The organism is Halobacteriovorax sp. HFRX-2_2, assembly GCF_043196705.1.
Taxonomy (GTDB): Bacteria; Bdellovibrionota; Bacteriovoracia; order Bacteriovoracales; family Bacteriovoracaceae; genus Halobacteriovorax_A.
In genome coordinates this window covers 892176-908195 of the sequence record NZ_JBEBMT010000002.1, presented here as the reverse complement: position 1 = coordinate 908195, position 16020 = coordinate 892176, and the positions used below count along the sequence as shown (strand labels likewise).

Below are 16020 nucleotides of genomic sequence, written 5' to 3'. Positions count from 1 at the left end.
ACTACTTCTTTCTTACAAGATAAGACATATCCATTTGCTGAATATTTCCATCTTTCCATGTTTCTCTATGAAAAACATACTTATCTCCCATAGTATAAAGCCTAAACTTGAAAATCATCTCCTCATGCTTCCCTTCTAGATAATATACATTACCCTTAACAATCCCCTCTGCTCTAAAAGATCCTTGTGACATGACAACATTTTCACCTTTAACTTCTAGGCACATATCCTTAGTTAAATCTTTTCCGTCATTAAACCCATGCGCCGTGATTGTAATGACATGCTCACTCTTACCGACCATCGTTTCAGGATAAACTTCTCTTTTTACTTCTTTTCCATTTGAAATTTCAAAGCTAATATTATCCCACTCGCCAATAAGAAACCCCACCAATGGGTTATATAATTCTTTTGTCTTCATAAAGACTGCTCCTTTCTTTATATGCCTCTTCTAATAGCTCTGAGATAATTTCTGTTTTTGCATTTGAGTATTCACTTCTTGGTATATCCAAAGATTTTTTAAGCTCTTCATATCTCAATGCTGCACGTGGGTTGGAAATAAGATAATCTTTGAAAATAATATGATCTTTAAGTTCCTTACTACCCGACTTAAAGATGTGAAGATGACAAAACCCTTTTGTCTTTTCGAAGTTATAGAGAACAGAGTATCTCCTACCTTCGATCCCATATTCACCTTTATATTCGTAACCGAGCTTCTCAAGTAAATCTTTCTTTTTATCTAACTCTTCTAAACAAGAAATTTCACCAACGATATCTAGTATTGGTTTTGCGACAATATTTGGAATTGCAGTGCTTCCGCAGTGGTGTAATTTTAACGAATTAATATTTAATGATTCAACGATGCGATCAGACTCAAACTTGAAGACATCACGCCATTTATTATTATGATCAACAAGACGAACCTTGTTATCCCTTTCCAGGCCCAGGCCGTGCTCTTCAAAAACGGTAAAAACTTTTTGCATGAACTTATTTTAGTACGATAAGGTGGAAAAAAGGCAAAAAAAAAGCTACTTCAAAGAAGTAGCTTTTTTATGGTGCCCCGACGTGTCCGAATATAGAAACACAATCATTGAGTTATGTATCTGAATATACACTCCCTCAAAAACAATTTTCTGGAAACTAATACACTCCAGAACAGTAGGAAAAATTAATTAATATTACTCAAGGTCTCACCAAAGGCATCAGTAATGATCTTTAAGTTTGAAACCTCATCCTCCCACTCAATCGTCATTCCCAATAAAGCTTGTATAAGCAAGACAGCTGCAAGTGCTCTTGACCGAATATCTTCAATATCATCTGATGGTACACGAATGTATACAGGATCTGTCTTACTTTCATCAGTAATGAAAAGTGATTTTTCAATTAAGTCTAATGATCTTTTTAACGCAATGAAGAAGTTAATGTTTGAACTAATTTTCACTTCATTGTCTTTAGAAGCAAAACGATAAAAAAACTTGGCTCCATGTGAATATATAAGACAAACATGCAGTTTACCTGAAATCTTTTGCAATTCTCCTTTAAAGCTAGAGTATCTTTCCTGCTTGGCCACTGTACATTCTTTCTTATCTGCATATTCAAATAACTTATGACCAAATTGGGGATAATATATAATTGGATCACTTATATATTTTTCAATCAAACCCATGTTAATTTTTAATTCATTGATTGAATCCAGACAAAACTTCCTTTTATCTAGTCTAAACAAAGACCCCACCCACGTCTTAAGATCCGAACTAATAATACCAAACAAAAAGGTCAAAGACGGAAACAAGAGACCAATTACAACATCCCAAAACTTTGTATCTGTAAAATTCGTATAAGCTTCCATAAACAACTCCTTATTAATAACCAAAAATTAATACTAACTCTCAAGAATGAACAATCTCGACATTTACACTTATTATATATTATTTTCTCAATGTTTTTTATTAGGCTGAATAAAGCAAAATTAAGCATAAACCACTCAACGCAGCCCCCAAAAAAACAACGCTAAGTACAACAAATAACATGATAGAATTGCACGAATTGAAAAACTTGCTTAAAACGAAGTGGTTCAGATTCAATCTTCATTTTTTCCATGTTATAATTCCTATATAACTTAAATGCGAAAACGCAATCAATAAAAGAAATCAGATACTTAATGAGTAATAAAATAAAACTTCTAGAAAATGATATTAAAGCACTTGTCTTAAATCACTTAAGTCAAAAGACAATAATTAATGAAGACTCATTAATCATGAGTGAATTAACCATAGGTAACTACTCTAGAAGAGTAGACCTTGCTGTACTTACAAACAACAAACTAATAGCCTTTGAAATAAAAAGCGAAGCCGATAGCCTCTATCGTCTAAATGGACAGGTTGAAACATATTTAAAATACTTTGATAAAGTAATAGTTATATCAGACACCAAGTTTTTTCCCAAAATAACTAATGAACTACCAAAGAATGTAGGGCTATGGGAAATAAAAAACAATGAGGTAAAAGTCAGAAATAGAGGGCGCTACAACACTAAGATTGAAAATGAGAGTCTAATCGACTTTATTGACGTTGCTGAATTAAAAAAACTATCTTCAAAGCTCAACATTGTAGCAGATAAAAAGAGGAGTTCTCTGGAAAAAGCGCTACAAAAAACTCCAAATAAACTATTAAGAATGACCGCCATAGAAACATTAGAAAGAAAGTTTAAAAAGAATAGTCAGATTTTCAAAAATAAGACTAAAAATAAACTTGCATCAATTAACGATCTAAACCTACTGAGCCGTTTCTATGATCAAAGAGAAAAACATAAAGAAGAACTTGAAACCAACCTTAACTTTTGGTCTAACTTTGAAAAAAGAGTGAACGAGCTAGAAAAGTTTGCTAACTCAATCTCATAAAGATCAATCTTCCCAATCATCATCTGTATCAATCTCCTCTACAGAACCATAATGCAGCTGAGTAAACAAATGCTTATTAATTCTTACTGCTGTCGCCTTCTGAGCTGTATTTATGCCAAAATCATCTCCTTCAGCAGTCAGACGTATAGCATAGTTTGCCCACAAGTCTAAATCCTCCCAGTACTCTTGAGCCATGATATCTCTTGCGATCAGGGTATAGAGCTCTTGTTTTTCTTTTTTATCCGCCTGTTTCCTCTCTTCAGGGTCCGATATCCCAGAATTCCCATTTAGCTCCATTCGAATAAAGAACCAGTCATTTCGCGACGCATAATCAATTCGAGGATGCGGTACTCCACCTCCGCCACCAAGCCGACCAGCTCTTGCTCCAGCACGGTCAGAATATACAAGCCCATCAACCTTAAAGTTCAGCTTGTCAAACAAAGCTCGTTCTAAAATACTATAATTTCCTTGAGAGCGGCCGCTGAAATTATAGGGAAAGGAAGAGCAAGAAACAGATAACAGAGCCTGAGGTAGGACTCGCTTTACATTTTTAAGATAATCTTCAATCTGATCAATTAACTTAATTTGCTCATCAGTGATATCACCTAAATCTAAAATAACAAACAAGTCAGGTGCTTTCCTCAACATTTCTAGGACGTCAAAAAACCAATCAGCCTCGAGCTCCTCCTTAGAAAATATAGCAACGATACCTCTATCACAGGAATTCAATCTCTCTATTTGACTTGGCACTTGGTCGAGGTCTCCAAGCTGCAAGCAAGGAATAATATTAGGATTTTTCAGTATAAAATCATACCAATTTTTATATCCATCCGCAGGGTTAGCCAATTTCTCGAGATCCTTATGTACTTCTCTGAAATTCTCTTTATCACGAGACTCAAGGTCAGCATTATCAATATCAGCCACCCACTTGCGCCCCTTTCCGATTGCTTCCTGAACTTTATCAAGAGCACTATTTAGCTTTTTTGCTGTCATCCATGATTTTAAAGGAAAAATAGGAAGTATACTTTCCTTATCTTTATTAGGAAGCTCCTTAAGTGCTGTAATCTCAGAAAGGCTAATGGACAATAAAGGACAATATTTATAGGCAAAGTTACTTCTAAACATTACCAAAACTCCTTTCTTCCAATTCGTATTTTAACTGCAGCCGTAGACAGCTGAGCTAATGAAGCAACCTTTTCAACTTTTTCTTCAAATGTAATTTCTGAAGAAAATTTAACTTTATGGATTAAAGAAAAGGGCATAACAATATCAGCAGCAAGCTTATTTGCTTCTACCTCAAGTTCGCTCGATACATTTGATCGATATAACATAGTATCTTCTATACCACCCTTAATTTCCTCCTTATGGAGCAGGAAGTGTGCTATTTCATGCGCAAGAGTAAAGCGTTGCCTCTCTTTTGAATCGTGTCTACTAATCTTGATTATAACTTCACCACCATTATCTTTAATAAACCCAGATATCCCAGGCCTCAATGTAGAACTTTTCACAATTAAGCCAAAATCTTTAGCTAAGGCTCCAAGTTTAATTGGGAAAGATTCTTGATGCTTTAATATAATATCCTTTTGTTCTTGTGTAAGACGATTCCACTCTTTACAACGATTCATTACTCCTCCACGTCCATATCATCTTCAGATTCATCATCTGACATAACATCTTTAAAGGCAACATAGTTGATCGCCGAATTAATTATATTATTAAACCTTCCTTGAATGATTGCTTCTTCCAGTTTTCTCCCAGAAGACTCTACAGAAGCATCCTTGGCTGCCTCTATCGCTGATTTTTTTATGTTGTGAAATCCCCAAAATGCTAGGATTGCTATAATCACACCTAGTGCAGTGACAACAACAGAGACAGCAGATAAAGCTAATCCTGCATAAATTTCGAAGCTCATTCCTTTATTCTCTACAGGGGGTGACTTCAATAAATTAATTATCTCATTAGAGTTTTTTCTTGAAGTGTCAAAAGCACCTAACAAGTACTTATTATTGTTTTTTATGTCTTGCTTTAAGTTTTCAAATTTTAGGCTTAATTTCTCATAATCATCGACTACTTCTTGCTTCGCTTTCTCTATCTTTAAGAGTCTATTCTTTAAAGTCTTAATCTCTTGCATGCAATTCTTGCATGTTTCAATTACTTCATTATTGGCATTATCAGCCGTGCTGGCATAAGAAGTGTTAAATAGTATGGAAGTACCTATAATAAAGATTAATGTAAATATTTTCATAAAAGTCCTAAACAAAATGCATTCTCTAATAATAATCTCTTTTCTACACTTTCTCCAGAGTTACATAGAAACGCAATGCAACATGACCTCATCATTACAGATTGTTAACTTACTGTATTTACTCTTTCCCACTCTTCCTTTAAAATTTTCTGAGAAAGCTCCCTTATATTCTTTGACAAAGCAACTAGTTCATCACTTTCATACTTTATGGTACCTATGTCCTCTACAAGTACTCCAAGCTTTTTACTATCCTCTTCGGTTGAATTTAAAAACAATAAGATTTTCTCCTTAGAAGTATTAATTGCAACAACTGCATCTGTAACCCGTACATTCTGTAATGCAATTTGGTCCAAACTGTTTTTAAAAAGGTCTTGCATTCCACGTAGCTCATCATTATTAAACTCACTATTAGCAACACCAAATCCACTATACTTTCTCTTCAACTTTAATTCTAAGTCGTTTGACTTCTCTTTGAGGCTATTCAGAATAAAAATCTCTCTATTGAGCTGAATATTCAGTTCAGGTGCTTTTTCGTTGACTTCGCGTAAAGGAAAAACACCTGGACTATCACACATTCCATTTCAGGAAACTTCCGATATTCTCCATCAGATTAATATACCATTAAAGACTAGAGGGAAGCGCAAGACTAAGGAAAAAAAATATTGTAAAAAAATGCTAATATACCTTTCTCTTACTATCCAAGTCAGTTAACGGAAATAAATTAACCCTTTGCAATTTATCTGTAAAAGCTAGAATATTAAAGTATGCTGATAAGAATTCAAGACATTATACAGTGCTTTAACAATACACTTGCAAAATATAGTTTAGATATTGATTACCTATTTGATACAGAAAAAGGTTTTGAAAAGTATATTCAGTTTTTATTAGCTTCTGGCTTCCAAAACTTCAATGGAATAAAATTACTACCAATGGCACAAACTAGTGTAAATTATGAAGTTATAATAGATTCTCAAAAAAATAAAGTATTCGACTTTGCACTAGAGCACCTACCTTTTGACGATGATAAAATTCGCATTGACTTTGTTATCAACGAAAAGCCTTCCCTATACAAGCATATCGTTAACAAATACGAAGAGCAATACAATATAGTCTCCAAAGATAAGAAAGATAAAATAGTCAAAGATTTCGAAAACTCTCGATTTCATTACGTTGAGCTAAAAGTATTTGCAATAACACTCGATGAAAATAATAACCTAAAAGATAACAATCAATTCGCAGGACTTATTAAAGACTGTGAAAAGTTAATAGAGAATATTCTTGAATATGATGAGAGTGACGTAAAAAGCGTCATTGCAATGGCACTAGCCTCAATTTATATTCACCCAGAAAAGGATGATTTCTCTTGGGATAAAGTATCTATACAAATTAAGAAGAGCCTCAAAGAGAAATTAGATAACCAAGATTTTGTCATAGTAGTGACACCAATTCATAGCTCAGATAATCTGTGTACAATTTATTCTTATAGGAGTATTGAGTAATTAAAAAGAAAAAGGTTTTTCTAATTTGAAGTTTACTAAAAGAACTTATGTGGATTCGTTCTTCGTGGTCTCCTGACCACTCGAATTTGTTCGGCATCAATTTGCCGTCGTGGCAATTGACGCCTCCAAAACCACCATATTGATTCTCAATTTACGGCTCTTCACACTTGAAGGTGTTTTCACCGCGTTAAGCAAACTTAAGATAAGCATGAGATTTTAACCAGTTATAATTTTGGTTACCACACTAAAACTGTAACAAGGAAAATCACTCATGCTCGAGAAACAGCTTACTAAATTTTTGCTATTACCTAAATTAAAACTTTTAAAAATTGAGCATATGACTCATAAGAAAGTTCTAATATTCCATTGTGTGTCCAACTCTAAGGCCGGCTTTTGTCCTCATTGTGGACTGGAATCAAAGCGAGTCCACGACTATCGCATTGTTCGTGTTCTCGACTCCCCTCATGAAACCAGAAGGCGTGTTCTTAAGATTAAAAAGAAACGTTTTCGCTGTACGGGGCTTGGATGTAAGAAAGTCTTCACTGAACAACTTGATGGTATCTCAAAACACGCTAAGATTACGGAGCGTATGCAACGTCATATTCTCTACAAGGCCTCAAAGTTCGCAAACCTAAAGGACGTACAAAAGACGCTCTCGATAGGAACGAAAACAATCTATCAAAAACATTACAAACAACTTGAGCTGGAGTGGCGAAAACGAAAGAATGATCCATGGCCAAAGACTGTAGGTATCGATGAGCACAGCTTTATTCGCAACAAACAGTATGGTCATAAAGAATTTGCAACCGTCATTGTCGACTACAATAACAAGCGAATAAAAGAGCTTGTTCCAGGTCGAACTGTTGCAACACTTCAGCACTCTTTGAGATATATTAAAGGCCGTGAGAATGTGAAAAATGTGGCCATTGATTTGTCTCCTACTTACAGATCATTTGCACAAAGCTACTTCCCAAATGCTAAAATAATTGCGGATAAATTTCATGTCGTACGACTTCTAAATAACACCTTAAATGTTTACCGAAAAAAGATCTTTGGCGACAAGAGAAAGCTTCGAATCAGAAAACTACTTTTAATGAACGCAAAAAATATCGACTATTTTACTCGCTTTGAATTTCATAAAGAGCTTAAGAAGTACCCTGAGCTCTGGGAGATTTATATGGCCAAGGAAAGCCTTCACAAACTCTACAGATGTAAGGGAGAAAAGTGGGCACGCAGAGTCTTCAGGAAGCTCACAGATGCCTTAGCACTTACCAAGATAAAGGAATTACAAACGTTTAGACGAACCCTTCTGAAATGGCAGGGTGAAATCTTGAATTATTTTGAAAATCGTATTACAAATGCTCGGACCGAAGGATTCAATACTGTCTGTAAGCAGCTCCAGAAGCGGGCTTACGGGTATAAGAATTTTTATAACTATAGGTTGAAAGTTCTCTATGCTTGTCAATAAAGGATGAGTGCGGTGCGTACACCATTAAGGGAGGAGAGCCGTAGAACCTTTATAGTATGCAATGTTTTGATGTTTGAAGATAAAAAAAAAGCTACTTCTTTGAAGTAGCTTTTTTATGGTGCCCCGACGCGGATTCGAACCACGGACACAAGGATTTTCAGTCCTTTGCTCTACCAACTGAGCTATCAGGGCATAAATGATTTGGTTCCATTAAATTAATGGTTTATCTCTCTTTCGTCAATAGAAAATTAAAAAGTTTTTTAATTTTAATTTGAGATATCTTTAATTATGATATCTGCTATGAATGAAAAGTTTTTAAGTATCGATAAAATTATTTTAACTCAAGGGCAAACGACGGTTAATGCCCTTCTATTTAGGCCACCTAGCTCAAAGCTCAAAGACACCGGATACGCCATTTTTACTCATGGTTACACGTCTCATAAGATCAGTATCTTCTCGTGGGCACAAAAACTTTGCGATGATGGAATCCCAACTCTTATCTTTGACCAACCAGGTCATTTTACGGGATCATTTCATGACGTTGCTTCATTTGAAGACTTTAAAAGTGATGCGCCAATGCTTTTTGGCCATGCCCTAAATAAATTAAAAGAAGCTTATCCTAACCAACAAGACAAACTCTTAGTGGGTGGACACTCTCTCGGTGCCCTAACTTCAATTCTAGCAGTCCAAAATAACTATTTTGAAGGCCTTGATGTTCATCACTGCGGTGTTGGCTTCGGAGTTCCACCAGAAGGCGTGACACACGTATTTGATACGCCATTTTATCAGGCCACAGTTAAGGCCCGTGCGGAACTTGTTTCAAAACACCTAGCACCAGAAATAATGTTTCCTTGGATCAAGGATCAGAAGTATCACCTAACTCTATCAAACCATAAGATTCATCTCATCTCAGGTGAAGACGATGTCGTTGTCGGTAAAGAAGGTATGGAAAACTTTGCGAAGCTTTTAGAGAACCTTGGTAATACTGTGACAATGGATAAACCAAAGAAGCTTGGCCACCACCTTCCAGATATGGCCGGTAGCTTTATCAAAAAATATGCAAAGAAAATTGGATTACTTTAAATAAAGCCTAAGATTTTTAAGCATCCCCACGCGCCCCGTGCGCTCAAGCGGGGTGCCTTTAAAAACTCTTCGATACTCACGATTACTCATTTCTTCCAGATCGCAGAAGATATCTTCTAAGGGTCTCATTAGAAAGAAGTCGATGAATTGCTTTCCATTTTCTTTGAAAGCACTTGAATCCGCATCAAGCTTCCTTTCTAGCCTCTTATTCCAAGGGCAGACATCTTGGCAAATATCGCAACCGAAGATTTCACCATTTGCATTCTCAATTCCACTTGGTGGAAAGACTTCTTTAAAGTGTTCGATGGTAAAAGTTGAAATACACTTATCAGCAATGATGGTTCTCTTTTCAATATCAATGGCAGCAGTTGGGCAAGCATCGCCACAACGAGTACACTGGCCACAGTGATCTGTTTCAAACTTGTCACTAGGCGCTTCTACCTCTTTATTTAAAAGAAGTGAGCCAATGATAAAGTAACTCCCAATATGGCGATTAATAAGCATTGAGTTTTTTCCATACCAGCCAAGTCCCGATTGGTAAGCAAAGTCACGCTCAAGAATTGGTTGTGTATCAAGTGAAAATTTAAAGTCTAATTCAGGGTCAAGTTTTTGTAACTCCTCCCCAATTGCTTGAAGCTTATCTCTCACCTCAAAGTGATAATCACGCCCCTTGAAACCAACGACGTAATTGGCTATTTTAAGTCCATTGCTTTCACCACTCTCATAGAACTTCTTTGCACTACGAGCAATGTGAGAATAATCAAATGCAATGACAAGAGTGGATTTAATATCGGGATAGTAGTTTTTTAGATCTTCTCTTTTAATAGCGCGATCATCCGCAAGATAGCCCAAGGCCCCATGAAGGCCATCTTTAATCCAGCTTTTAAAACGTTCTAAGGACTTAGGTTTAGATTCAGTGACGACACCCCAAACTTCAAGACCTTGAGTACTTAAAATATTTTGGATGTCGTCTTTTTTGATCATGATTTGTCGATAATCTCAATCGCACCAGTTGGACAAACTCGAATACACTCGTAGTCTAGAGTACAGTGCTTAATTTGATCCTTGTTGAGTTTAGTAAGTTTTGTCTTCTTATCTGCAACCCAAATTTCATGTGGGCAAATAGAAACACAATTCTGACAAGTCGAACAAATATTATGGTCTAGTAGGATTCTTTTTTTTTTATCTTCCCCTACTTCAAAAGTCTCTTCCCCAGCTTCTTCGTGGTGACGAGCTTCCTTAATAATCTCAACCTTAACAGAGTTAGAGTAACCTTTAGAAAAGATCTTCCCATCTCCTAAAGTCACAACAATTTTATCACCGTTGTATAGGCCCATCTTCTCTTTAGCATGAGAAACAATATACTTAACGTAAGAGCCAGTATCTTGAACTTCCTCATCAACAAGATAAGGATAGACGCCCCAGTAAAGACAAATACGTCTTGCTGTACGAAGATTATGAGTGACTCCAGCAACTGGAGTTTGAGGTCTAAACATTGAAACCTTACGACAAGAGTTTCCACCCTCAGTTACCGCAAGAATTCTTTTGGCCTCAACTTTTTCAGCAATCATTGATGCTGCAACCATAACTGATGAGTTGACAGAAGAGAGGTCAATATTTCTAAGAAGTGGACGCTCTTTTGGAGTCTTCTCCGCTTCATAAATAATATCATTCATCATTTGAACGGCCTCAACAGGATATGCTCCTGAAGCCGATTCACCAGATAGCATAACGGCATCAGTTCCATCCCAAATAGCATTGGCAACATCACTCGCCTCTGCTCTCGTTGGTGTTGGAGCATCAGTCATACTCTCTAGCATCTGAGTCGCTGTAATAACCGGAATCATACGGTCATTACACTTTTGAATAAGATCTTTTTGAATTGAAGGAACCAAGTGGTTTCCAACTTCAACTCCCATATCTCCACGAGCTACCATGATAACGTCAGTTACATCTAAAATTTCTTCGATATTATCAAGGGCCTGTGGCTTTTCAATTTTAGAGATAATTGGAACCCTAACTTTTAGTTTATGAAGAAGGGCCTTTACCGACATAATATCTTCTTTCTTACGAACAAAAGAAAGAGCGATATAATCAATATTATGTTTAAGAGCAAACATTAAATCTGCTTCATCTTTATCAGTAAATGCTGGTGCTGAAACTTCACAGTCCGGAAGGTTAATTCCCTTATTAGACTTAAGCTCTCCTCCAATCAATACTTCGATTTTATAGACATCACGATCTCTAGTTGTTGCCTTTGCAATTAACTTTCCATCGTCAAATAGGATTCTTGCACCATCATGACAGTCATCAACTAATTTTTCATAAATCGTTGGAATATAACAATCTTTATATTCAGGATAATCTGCTTGCTTAGAAGATGGACCAATAACCCAAGTATCTCCATTTTTTAACTGTAGACCATTTGGTAATTTATCTGTACGAATCTTTGGACCTTGTAGATCAATAAGAATAGCAACTTCTCTACCGATATTTTTTGAAGCTTGGCGAATATTAGAGATGAGCTGGGCGTGTGACTCATGAGTTCCGTGACTCATATTAACACGTGTTACATTAACACCGGCCATGATGAGTTTCTCAATCATTTCAACTGTATTAGAAGATGGCCCTAAAGTCGCAACAATTTTAGCGCGACGGACTTTGCCCATTCCCATTATCTCTCCCTGAATTCTTATATGCTATGTCTTTTTTTTATGCTTTTCGAGATTCTTGTTGATCAGAGAACATTCCACTTCTGATCTCACTAGATCTCTCTTCTAATGCCTCAGCATTTGCCGCGCGAATTTCTTCCATGCGATTTTCATACTGATTAATTAGATTTGATCTTTCAAGTTTTGAGTTCTCATAAAGAGTGTTGTACTGATTCTCAAGTTCAGTAACTTTTGAAACATACTTTCTTTGTGACTCATCTCTTTCTCGAGCAATCATATCTTCATAATACTCTACCATTCTTTTAACTTGAATGTCTGCTCTTTGTTTAACCTGAGAAAGTCTCTTGTCGAACTCACCACGTAAGTTAGATACGTTACTGTGATTTTCACGATCTTTCAATGCAATTGCATTTCTCGTTTCTTCTTTAAGCTGATTTGACTCAAGGCTTTGAGTCATTCGAATTCTTTCAATTTCCTTAGCATTGGCCTTTTTAAGTCGGCTTAACTTTGATTCATAAGAAGAAATTAACTTCTCATTAGTCTCTTCTAATTGTTCTATTTTTTGAGTAAGCGACTTAGCAAGCTTATCCTTACTCTCAATAAAATGCTCTTTAGCTTCTTGCATTTCTTGAGAGTGTTTCATATGTGTATCTTGAATAAACTTCTTTGACTCATCCGCGAAATCAGCTTGCATCTGAGAGACAGCTTCAGTGTTACGATCACTCATCTTTTGGACAGTTTCCCCAAATTGAGCTCTCTGTCTTTCTAGAATTTTCTTTGATTGTTCTTTATCATTATAGGCTTCAAGTTCTTTGTCTTTAATCTGGCGTTTAAAGTTTCCTTGTAGCTCTTCCACATCTTTATTAAGCTCGATATTAATATCGCTTAATGTGTTGCTCTTAAACTTGGCCATATCTTTTTCAAGTTCAGCAATATACTCTGATGACTTTTGTTTTTGTGAACGTAGCGCTTCTTTCGTTGACTGGGCACGACGTCTTTCCTGGATATCGGCATTGAAACGGTCCGTATCAATTTGATCACGAATATTTTTAATTCGCGTCTCATACCCTCTTTGCGTCTGGTCGAGTTTATCATTGAAAACATCTTCACGACTACCACCAGCTAACTTCTGATTCATCTCACGTCTTGCACGATATAATTCTTTGGCGTGACGGTTTTCAAGATCTTTTGCATTTTGAGAGAAGTCTCTTTGCTCAACTTGTCTTTTTCTTGAGTTTCTATCATTGATTTCTTCAATTGAATTCTTAAAGCTCTTTTGATTTTCAGAAAGTTGCTTATCCTTTTGTGCAGTCATATCTGAAATTCGTTGCTCTTGATAATCCTTAAGTGACTCTTCTCTACCCTTGTGGGTCTTTCTTAGGCCATCAACATCATCAGTAAATTTCTCATATAAACGAGCACGCTTTTCACCGCTTTCTTTTAGTTGATCCCTCATTTCATCTTCATAGTTTGAAATAAGTTCACGGCGATCTTGCTTTGTTTCTAACTCATGAGAATGGGCCTTATCACGCGAATCGCGGTAGACCTTATCGATCGTTTCATTGAAGTGGTCGTTCATCTTTCCCATTGTCGAGTCAAATCTTCTCTGTTGAGAAGAAAGACGGTGATCCATATTAGAGCGATCGGCCATCCCCTTTGTCTCATAAGCTTCACGAATATTCTTAAAACGCGTATCAAACTGATCCTTAATATCCTTACGATCACGTTCAAACTCACGCTTATTACCATCTATTTTACTTAGATAATCTTTTTGCTGCTCTTCAATTCTTCTCTTTGTATCAGCACTAGCTGTTTCTCTAAATTGGTCTTGCCTCTCTTCAATTTTACCAAGAGAGTTATCATAGGCTTGACGTTGCTTATTTAAACGATATTCCTGAGTATCTTTTAATTCACCTACCTCACGATTATGGTTCTTTCGTTGCTCATCAATAGTGTGCTGAAAATTTTCGCGGTGTTGTGAAAGTCTCTTTGAATAATCTCTAACGTCCATATTTTTCTTCCGATTTAGATGCAATAAGATATTATATACCCCTTCTATTCTATCAATTATGCCCAATATAAAAAGGCCGGGAATAAATGCCCCGGCCTTAGTATTTTCAGTCTTTCAGACTATTTTAGTAATGTATTTCTAAATTATTTTCCTAATTCAGAATCGATAAGCTCTTTGAAGACTTCAAATGGTTGTGCACCATTAATTAGCATACCGTTCACATAGAATGTTGGAGTTGATTTAACACCTACATCAACACCTTCTTTAACAGTAGCATCAACTTCTGCTTTCATACGTCCAGAATCAAGACATTCATCAAATTTCTTCTGATCTAGGCCAACAGCTTTCGCTTTTGCCTTAAGTCCAGATACTGATAGTCCTGCTTGGTCAGCAAACATTGAATCGTGAAGCTTCCAAAATTTTTCACTCGCCTGCTCATTTGCACAAAGTGCAGCTTCCGCAGCTTTTGCAGCGTCTTTATGGAAGTTTAGTGGGAAGTTTTTGAAAACGATCTTAACTTTATTTCCATAAGTTTTCTTGATTTCATTCATGATCTCAACACCCTTAGCACAGTATGGACACTGAAAGTCAGAGTATTCAGTAATAACAACGGCCGCATCTTTTCCACCAAACATCGGCTCTTTACCTGTTACAGGAATTTCAAAACGAGGTCTCTTTGGTCTTTCTAGGTAGATTTCAACCGGACTATTCTTAGTTTTTTGCGCTAGGTATGCTTCAATCGCATCACGCTTTTTTGTGTTCTTTAAGAAATCAACAATTCTTGCCTTTAGTTGAGGATTTACATCAGGAATATTTCTTTCCTTAGCAAACTCATTAATTTCTTTATCAGAAACCTTTACATCTTTAGCAACAACTACATCAATGAACTGCTCCATCGACATTGAACTTCTTGCTGGATCTTCATTTTTAAAGTTCTCTAAAAGATAGGCCTTAACCTTTCCCAGTTTCATTTCATAAACTTTTAATTGGGCCTCATATAATTCTGCTTCAGAACCTTTAAAAAGTTCATCATGACTAACTTCTTTTCCATTGAATTTAATCACTGCAGTGGCATTTGGTGCCTTTTTAAATAAGAAATTTGGTTTTGAATTTACTTCGCTCGTACACGCAATCATTCCAATTGCAGAAATAGCAACTAGGCCAAGAGCTAGCTTGGATTTTTTAAACATAATGATCTCCTTACATCAATTTAAACTAATTATATGTAAAAAAGAGAAATAATGCATTAGTGTTCACGTCATTTTTTTGTCAATTCGATAATTGCTTCACAAATAGATCATATTGCGGCGAAGTATTTTTAAGTTCTTCATGGACGCCTTTAGCAATTATTTTTCCACCTTCCATAACAAGTATCTGCTGAGCATCAAGTATTGTTTCTACTCGATGGGCCACGATAATTGTAACGGCCTGCTTTTGAACAAAGAGAATCATTTTACGAAGCGCCTCTTCTAGATCACTATCTAAAGAAGAAGAAATTTCATCAAAAAGAACAATTGGCTTCTTTAAATAACACGAGCGAATCGCCGATATAAGCTGCTTTTGGCCAAGTGAGATCTCATTTTGGTCAAGCACAGTATCTGGCCTTATGCCCCATCTCGAAAGATAAGAGATCTGCTCACAAACTTCACTCCAGAAGGCATCAAAGTTTCCAAAGCCTGCTTGTCCCATTGTGATATTAAACTCAACAGTTTCAGAAAAGATATGTGAGTCTTGCGATACAATTCCAATTAGTTCACGGTATTCATTAAAGTCATCAATATAATCAAAGTTATATTCTTTCTTAACTCCACTGTGATTTTCAACAAATACCTTTCCTTCATCAGGAATAATATTTGCCGCCATGATATTTAGAAGAGTCGATTTCCCACTTCCAGAAAGCCCAACGATACCGATGAGATCACCTTGGCGACAATCAAAAGAAATATCTTCTAATGTAAATGGTGTGGAATTCTCCCCTTTGGCAGGATAAGTAAATTTTTGAATTTCAATATGCATTTTTTCAACATCATATTGGCGTCTCTTTGCATTAATATCGGAAGACTTCTCCTTACCTAAATCAACAAGGAATTCGTTGATGCGTCCAACCCCAGTCGCTGCTCTTTGAATATTGGCAACTTTTGATGAA

General features: G+C 36.2%; 16 protein-coding genes and 1 tRNA gene. 4 read left to right on the top strand and 13 right to left on the bottom strand.

Annotated elements, in window-relative coordinates; translation table 11 throughout:
• Position 1: 1 nt before the first annotated feature.
• From ABMA79_RS09665 to ABMA79_RS09655, 3 genes are all read right to left on the bottom strand, one after another.
• A complete protein-coding gene (locus ABMA79_RS09665; RefSeq protein WP_393092196.1) occupies positions 2-418 on the bottom strand; it encodes a hypothetical protein in 417 nt (138 codons plus the stop codon).
• On the bottom strand, positions 396-980 hold the full coding sequence (locus ABMA79_RS09660; protein WP_393092194.1) for a GrpB family protein: 585 nt from the start codon (positions 978-980) through the stop codon (positions 396-398). The genes ABMA79_RS09665 and ABMA79_RS09660 overlap by 23 nt, the downstream gene beginning before the upstream one ends.
• A 185-nt stretch (positions 981-1165) precedes the next feature.
• Complete coding sequence (locus ABMA79_RS09655) at positions 1166-1846, bottom strand: hypothetical protein (RefSeq protein ID WP_393092191.1); 681 nt, start codon at positions 1844-1846, stop codon at positions 1166-1168.
• Positions 1847-2158: 312 nt separating this feature from the next.
• Between ABMA79_RS09655 and ABMA79_RS09650 the strand changes: the two genes are divergently transcribed.
• Positions 2159-2896: a sce7726 family protein gene (locus ABMA79_RS09650; protein ID WP_393092189.1), complete on the top strand. Its 738-nt coding sequence runs from the start codon at positions 2159-2161 to the stop codon at positions 2894-2896.
• Positions 2897-2899: 3 nt separating this feature from the next.
• Here ABMA79_RS09650 and ABMA79_RS09645 read toward each other — a convergent pair whose 3' ends face one another.
• The 4 genes from ABMA79_RS09645 to ABMA79_RS09630 form a co-directional block, all read right to left on the bottom strand.
• A complete protein-coding gene (locus tag ABMA79_RS09645; protein ID WP_393092187.1) occupies positions 2900-4021 on the bottom strand; it encodes a protein beta in 1122 nt (373 codons plus the stop codon).
• Positions 4021-4521 carry an ImmA/IrrE family metallo-endopeptidase gene (locus tag ABMA79_RS09640; protein WP_393092184.1) on the bottom strand — a complete coding sequence of 167 codons (501 nt, stop codon included), beginning with the start codon at positions 4519-4521 and terminating at the stop codon, positions 4021-4023. Before ABMA79_RS09640 ends, ABMA79_RS09645 begins: the two co-directional genes overlap by 1 nt.
• Positions 4521-5141, bottom strand: a complete 621-nt coding sequence (locus ABMA79_RS09635) for a hypothetical protein (RefSeq protein ID WP_393092181.1) — start codon at positions 5139-5141, stop codon at positions 4521-4523. The genes ABMA79_RS09640 and ABMA79_RS09635 overlap by 1 nt, the downstream gene beginning before the upstream one ends.
• A 104-nt stretch (positions 5142-5245) precedes the next feature.
• Positions 5246-5716 (bottom strand): hypothetical protein, encoded by a 471-nt coding sequence (locus ABMA79_RS09630; RefSeq protein ID WP_393092178.1) that lies wholly within the window; start codon positions 5714-5716, stop codon positions 5246-5248.
• A 189-nt stretch (positions 5717-5905) separates the two neighbouring features.
• On the opposite strand from ABMA79_RS09630, the gene ABMA79_RS09625 reads away from it, so the two are divergent.
• Both ABMA79_RS09625 and ABMA79_RS09620 read left to right on the top strand, forming a co-directional pair.
• Positions 5906-6640 carry a hypothetical protein gene (locus tag ABMA79_RS09625; RefSeq protein WP_393092177.1) on the top strand — a complete coding sequence of 245 codons (735 nt, stop codon included), beginning with the start codon at positions 5906-5908 and terminating at the stop codon, positions 6638-6640.
• A gap of 370 nt (positions 6641-7010) precedes the next feature.
• Positions 7011-8108: an ISL3 family transposase gene (locus ABMA79_RS09620; RefSeq protein ID WP_393092174.1), complete on the top strand. Its 1098-nt coding sequence runs from the start codon at positions 7011-7013 to the stop codon at positions 8106-8108.
• Between the two features lie 116 nt (positions 8109-8224).
• Here ABMA79_RS09620 and ABMA79_RS09615 read toward each other — a convergent pair.
• Positions 8225-8300, bottom strand: a tRNA-Phe gene (locus tag ABMA79_RS09615).
• Between the two features lie 108 nt (positions 8301-8408).
• On the opposite strand from ABMA79_RS09615, the gene ABMA79_RS09610 reads away from it, so the two are divergent.
• Positions 8409-9191: an alpha/beta hydrolase gene (locus ABMA79_RS09610; protein ID WP_393092172.1), complete on the top strand. Its 783-nt coding sequence runs from the start codon at positions 8409-8411 to the stop codon at positions 9189-9191.
• On the opposite strand, the gene queG is transcribed toward ABMA79_RS09610, so the two are convergent.
• From queG to ABMA79_RS09585, 5 genes are all read right to left on the bottom strand, one after another.
• A complete protein-coding gene (queG, locus tag ABMA79_RS09605) occupies positions 9183-10175 on the bottom strand; it encodes a tRNA epoxyqueuosine(34) reductase QueG (RefSeq protein WP_392859957.1) in 993 nt (330 codons plus the stop codon). The two genes, ABMA79_RS09610 and queG, sit on opposite strands and share 9 nt — an antisense overlap.
• Positions 10172-11866, bottom strand: coding sequence for a pyruvate kinase (gene pyk, locus ABMA79_RS09600; RefSeq protein WP_393092169.1), 1695 nt, complete (start codon positions 11864-11866; stop codon positions 10172-10174). Before pyk ends, queG begins: the two co-directional genes overlap by 4 nt.
• Before the next feature lie 37 nt (positions 11867-11903).
• A complete protein-coding gene (locus ABMA79_RS09595) occupies positions 11904-13874 on the bottom strand; it encodes a hypothetical protein (protein WP_393092166.1) in 1971 nt (656 codons plus the stop codon).
• 143 nt (positions 13875-14017) lie between these two features.
• On the bottom strand, positions 14018-15064 hold the full coding sequence (locus ABMA79_RS09590; protein WP_392859951.1) for a DsbA family protein: 1047 nt from the start codon (positions 15062-15064) through the stop codon (positions 14018-14020).
• 79 nt (positions 15065-15143) lie between these two features.
• On the bottom strand, positions 15144-15890 hold the full coding sequence (locus ABMA79_RS09585; protein WP_392860231.1) for an ATP-binding cassette domain-containing protein: 747 nt from the start codon (positions 15888-15890) through the stop codon (positions 15144-15146).
• Positions 15891-16020 lie beyond the last annotated feature (130 nt).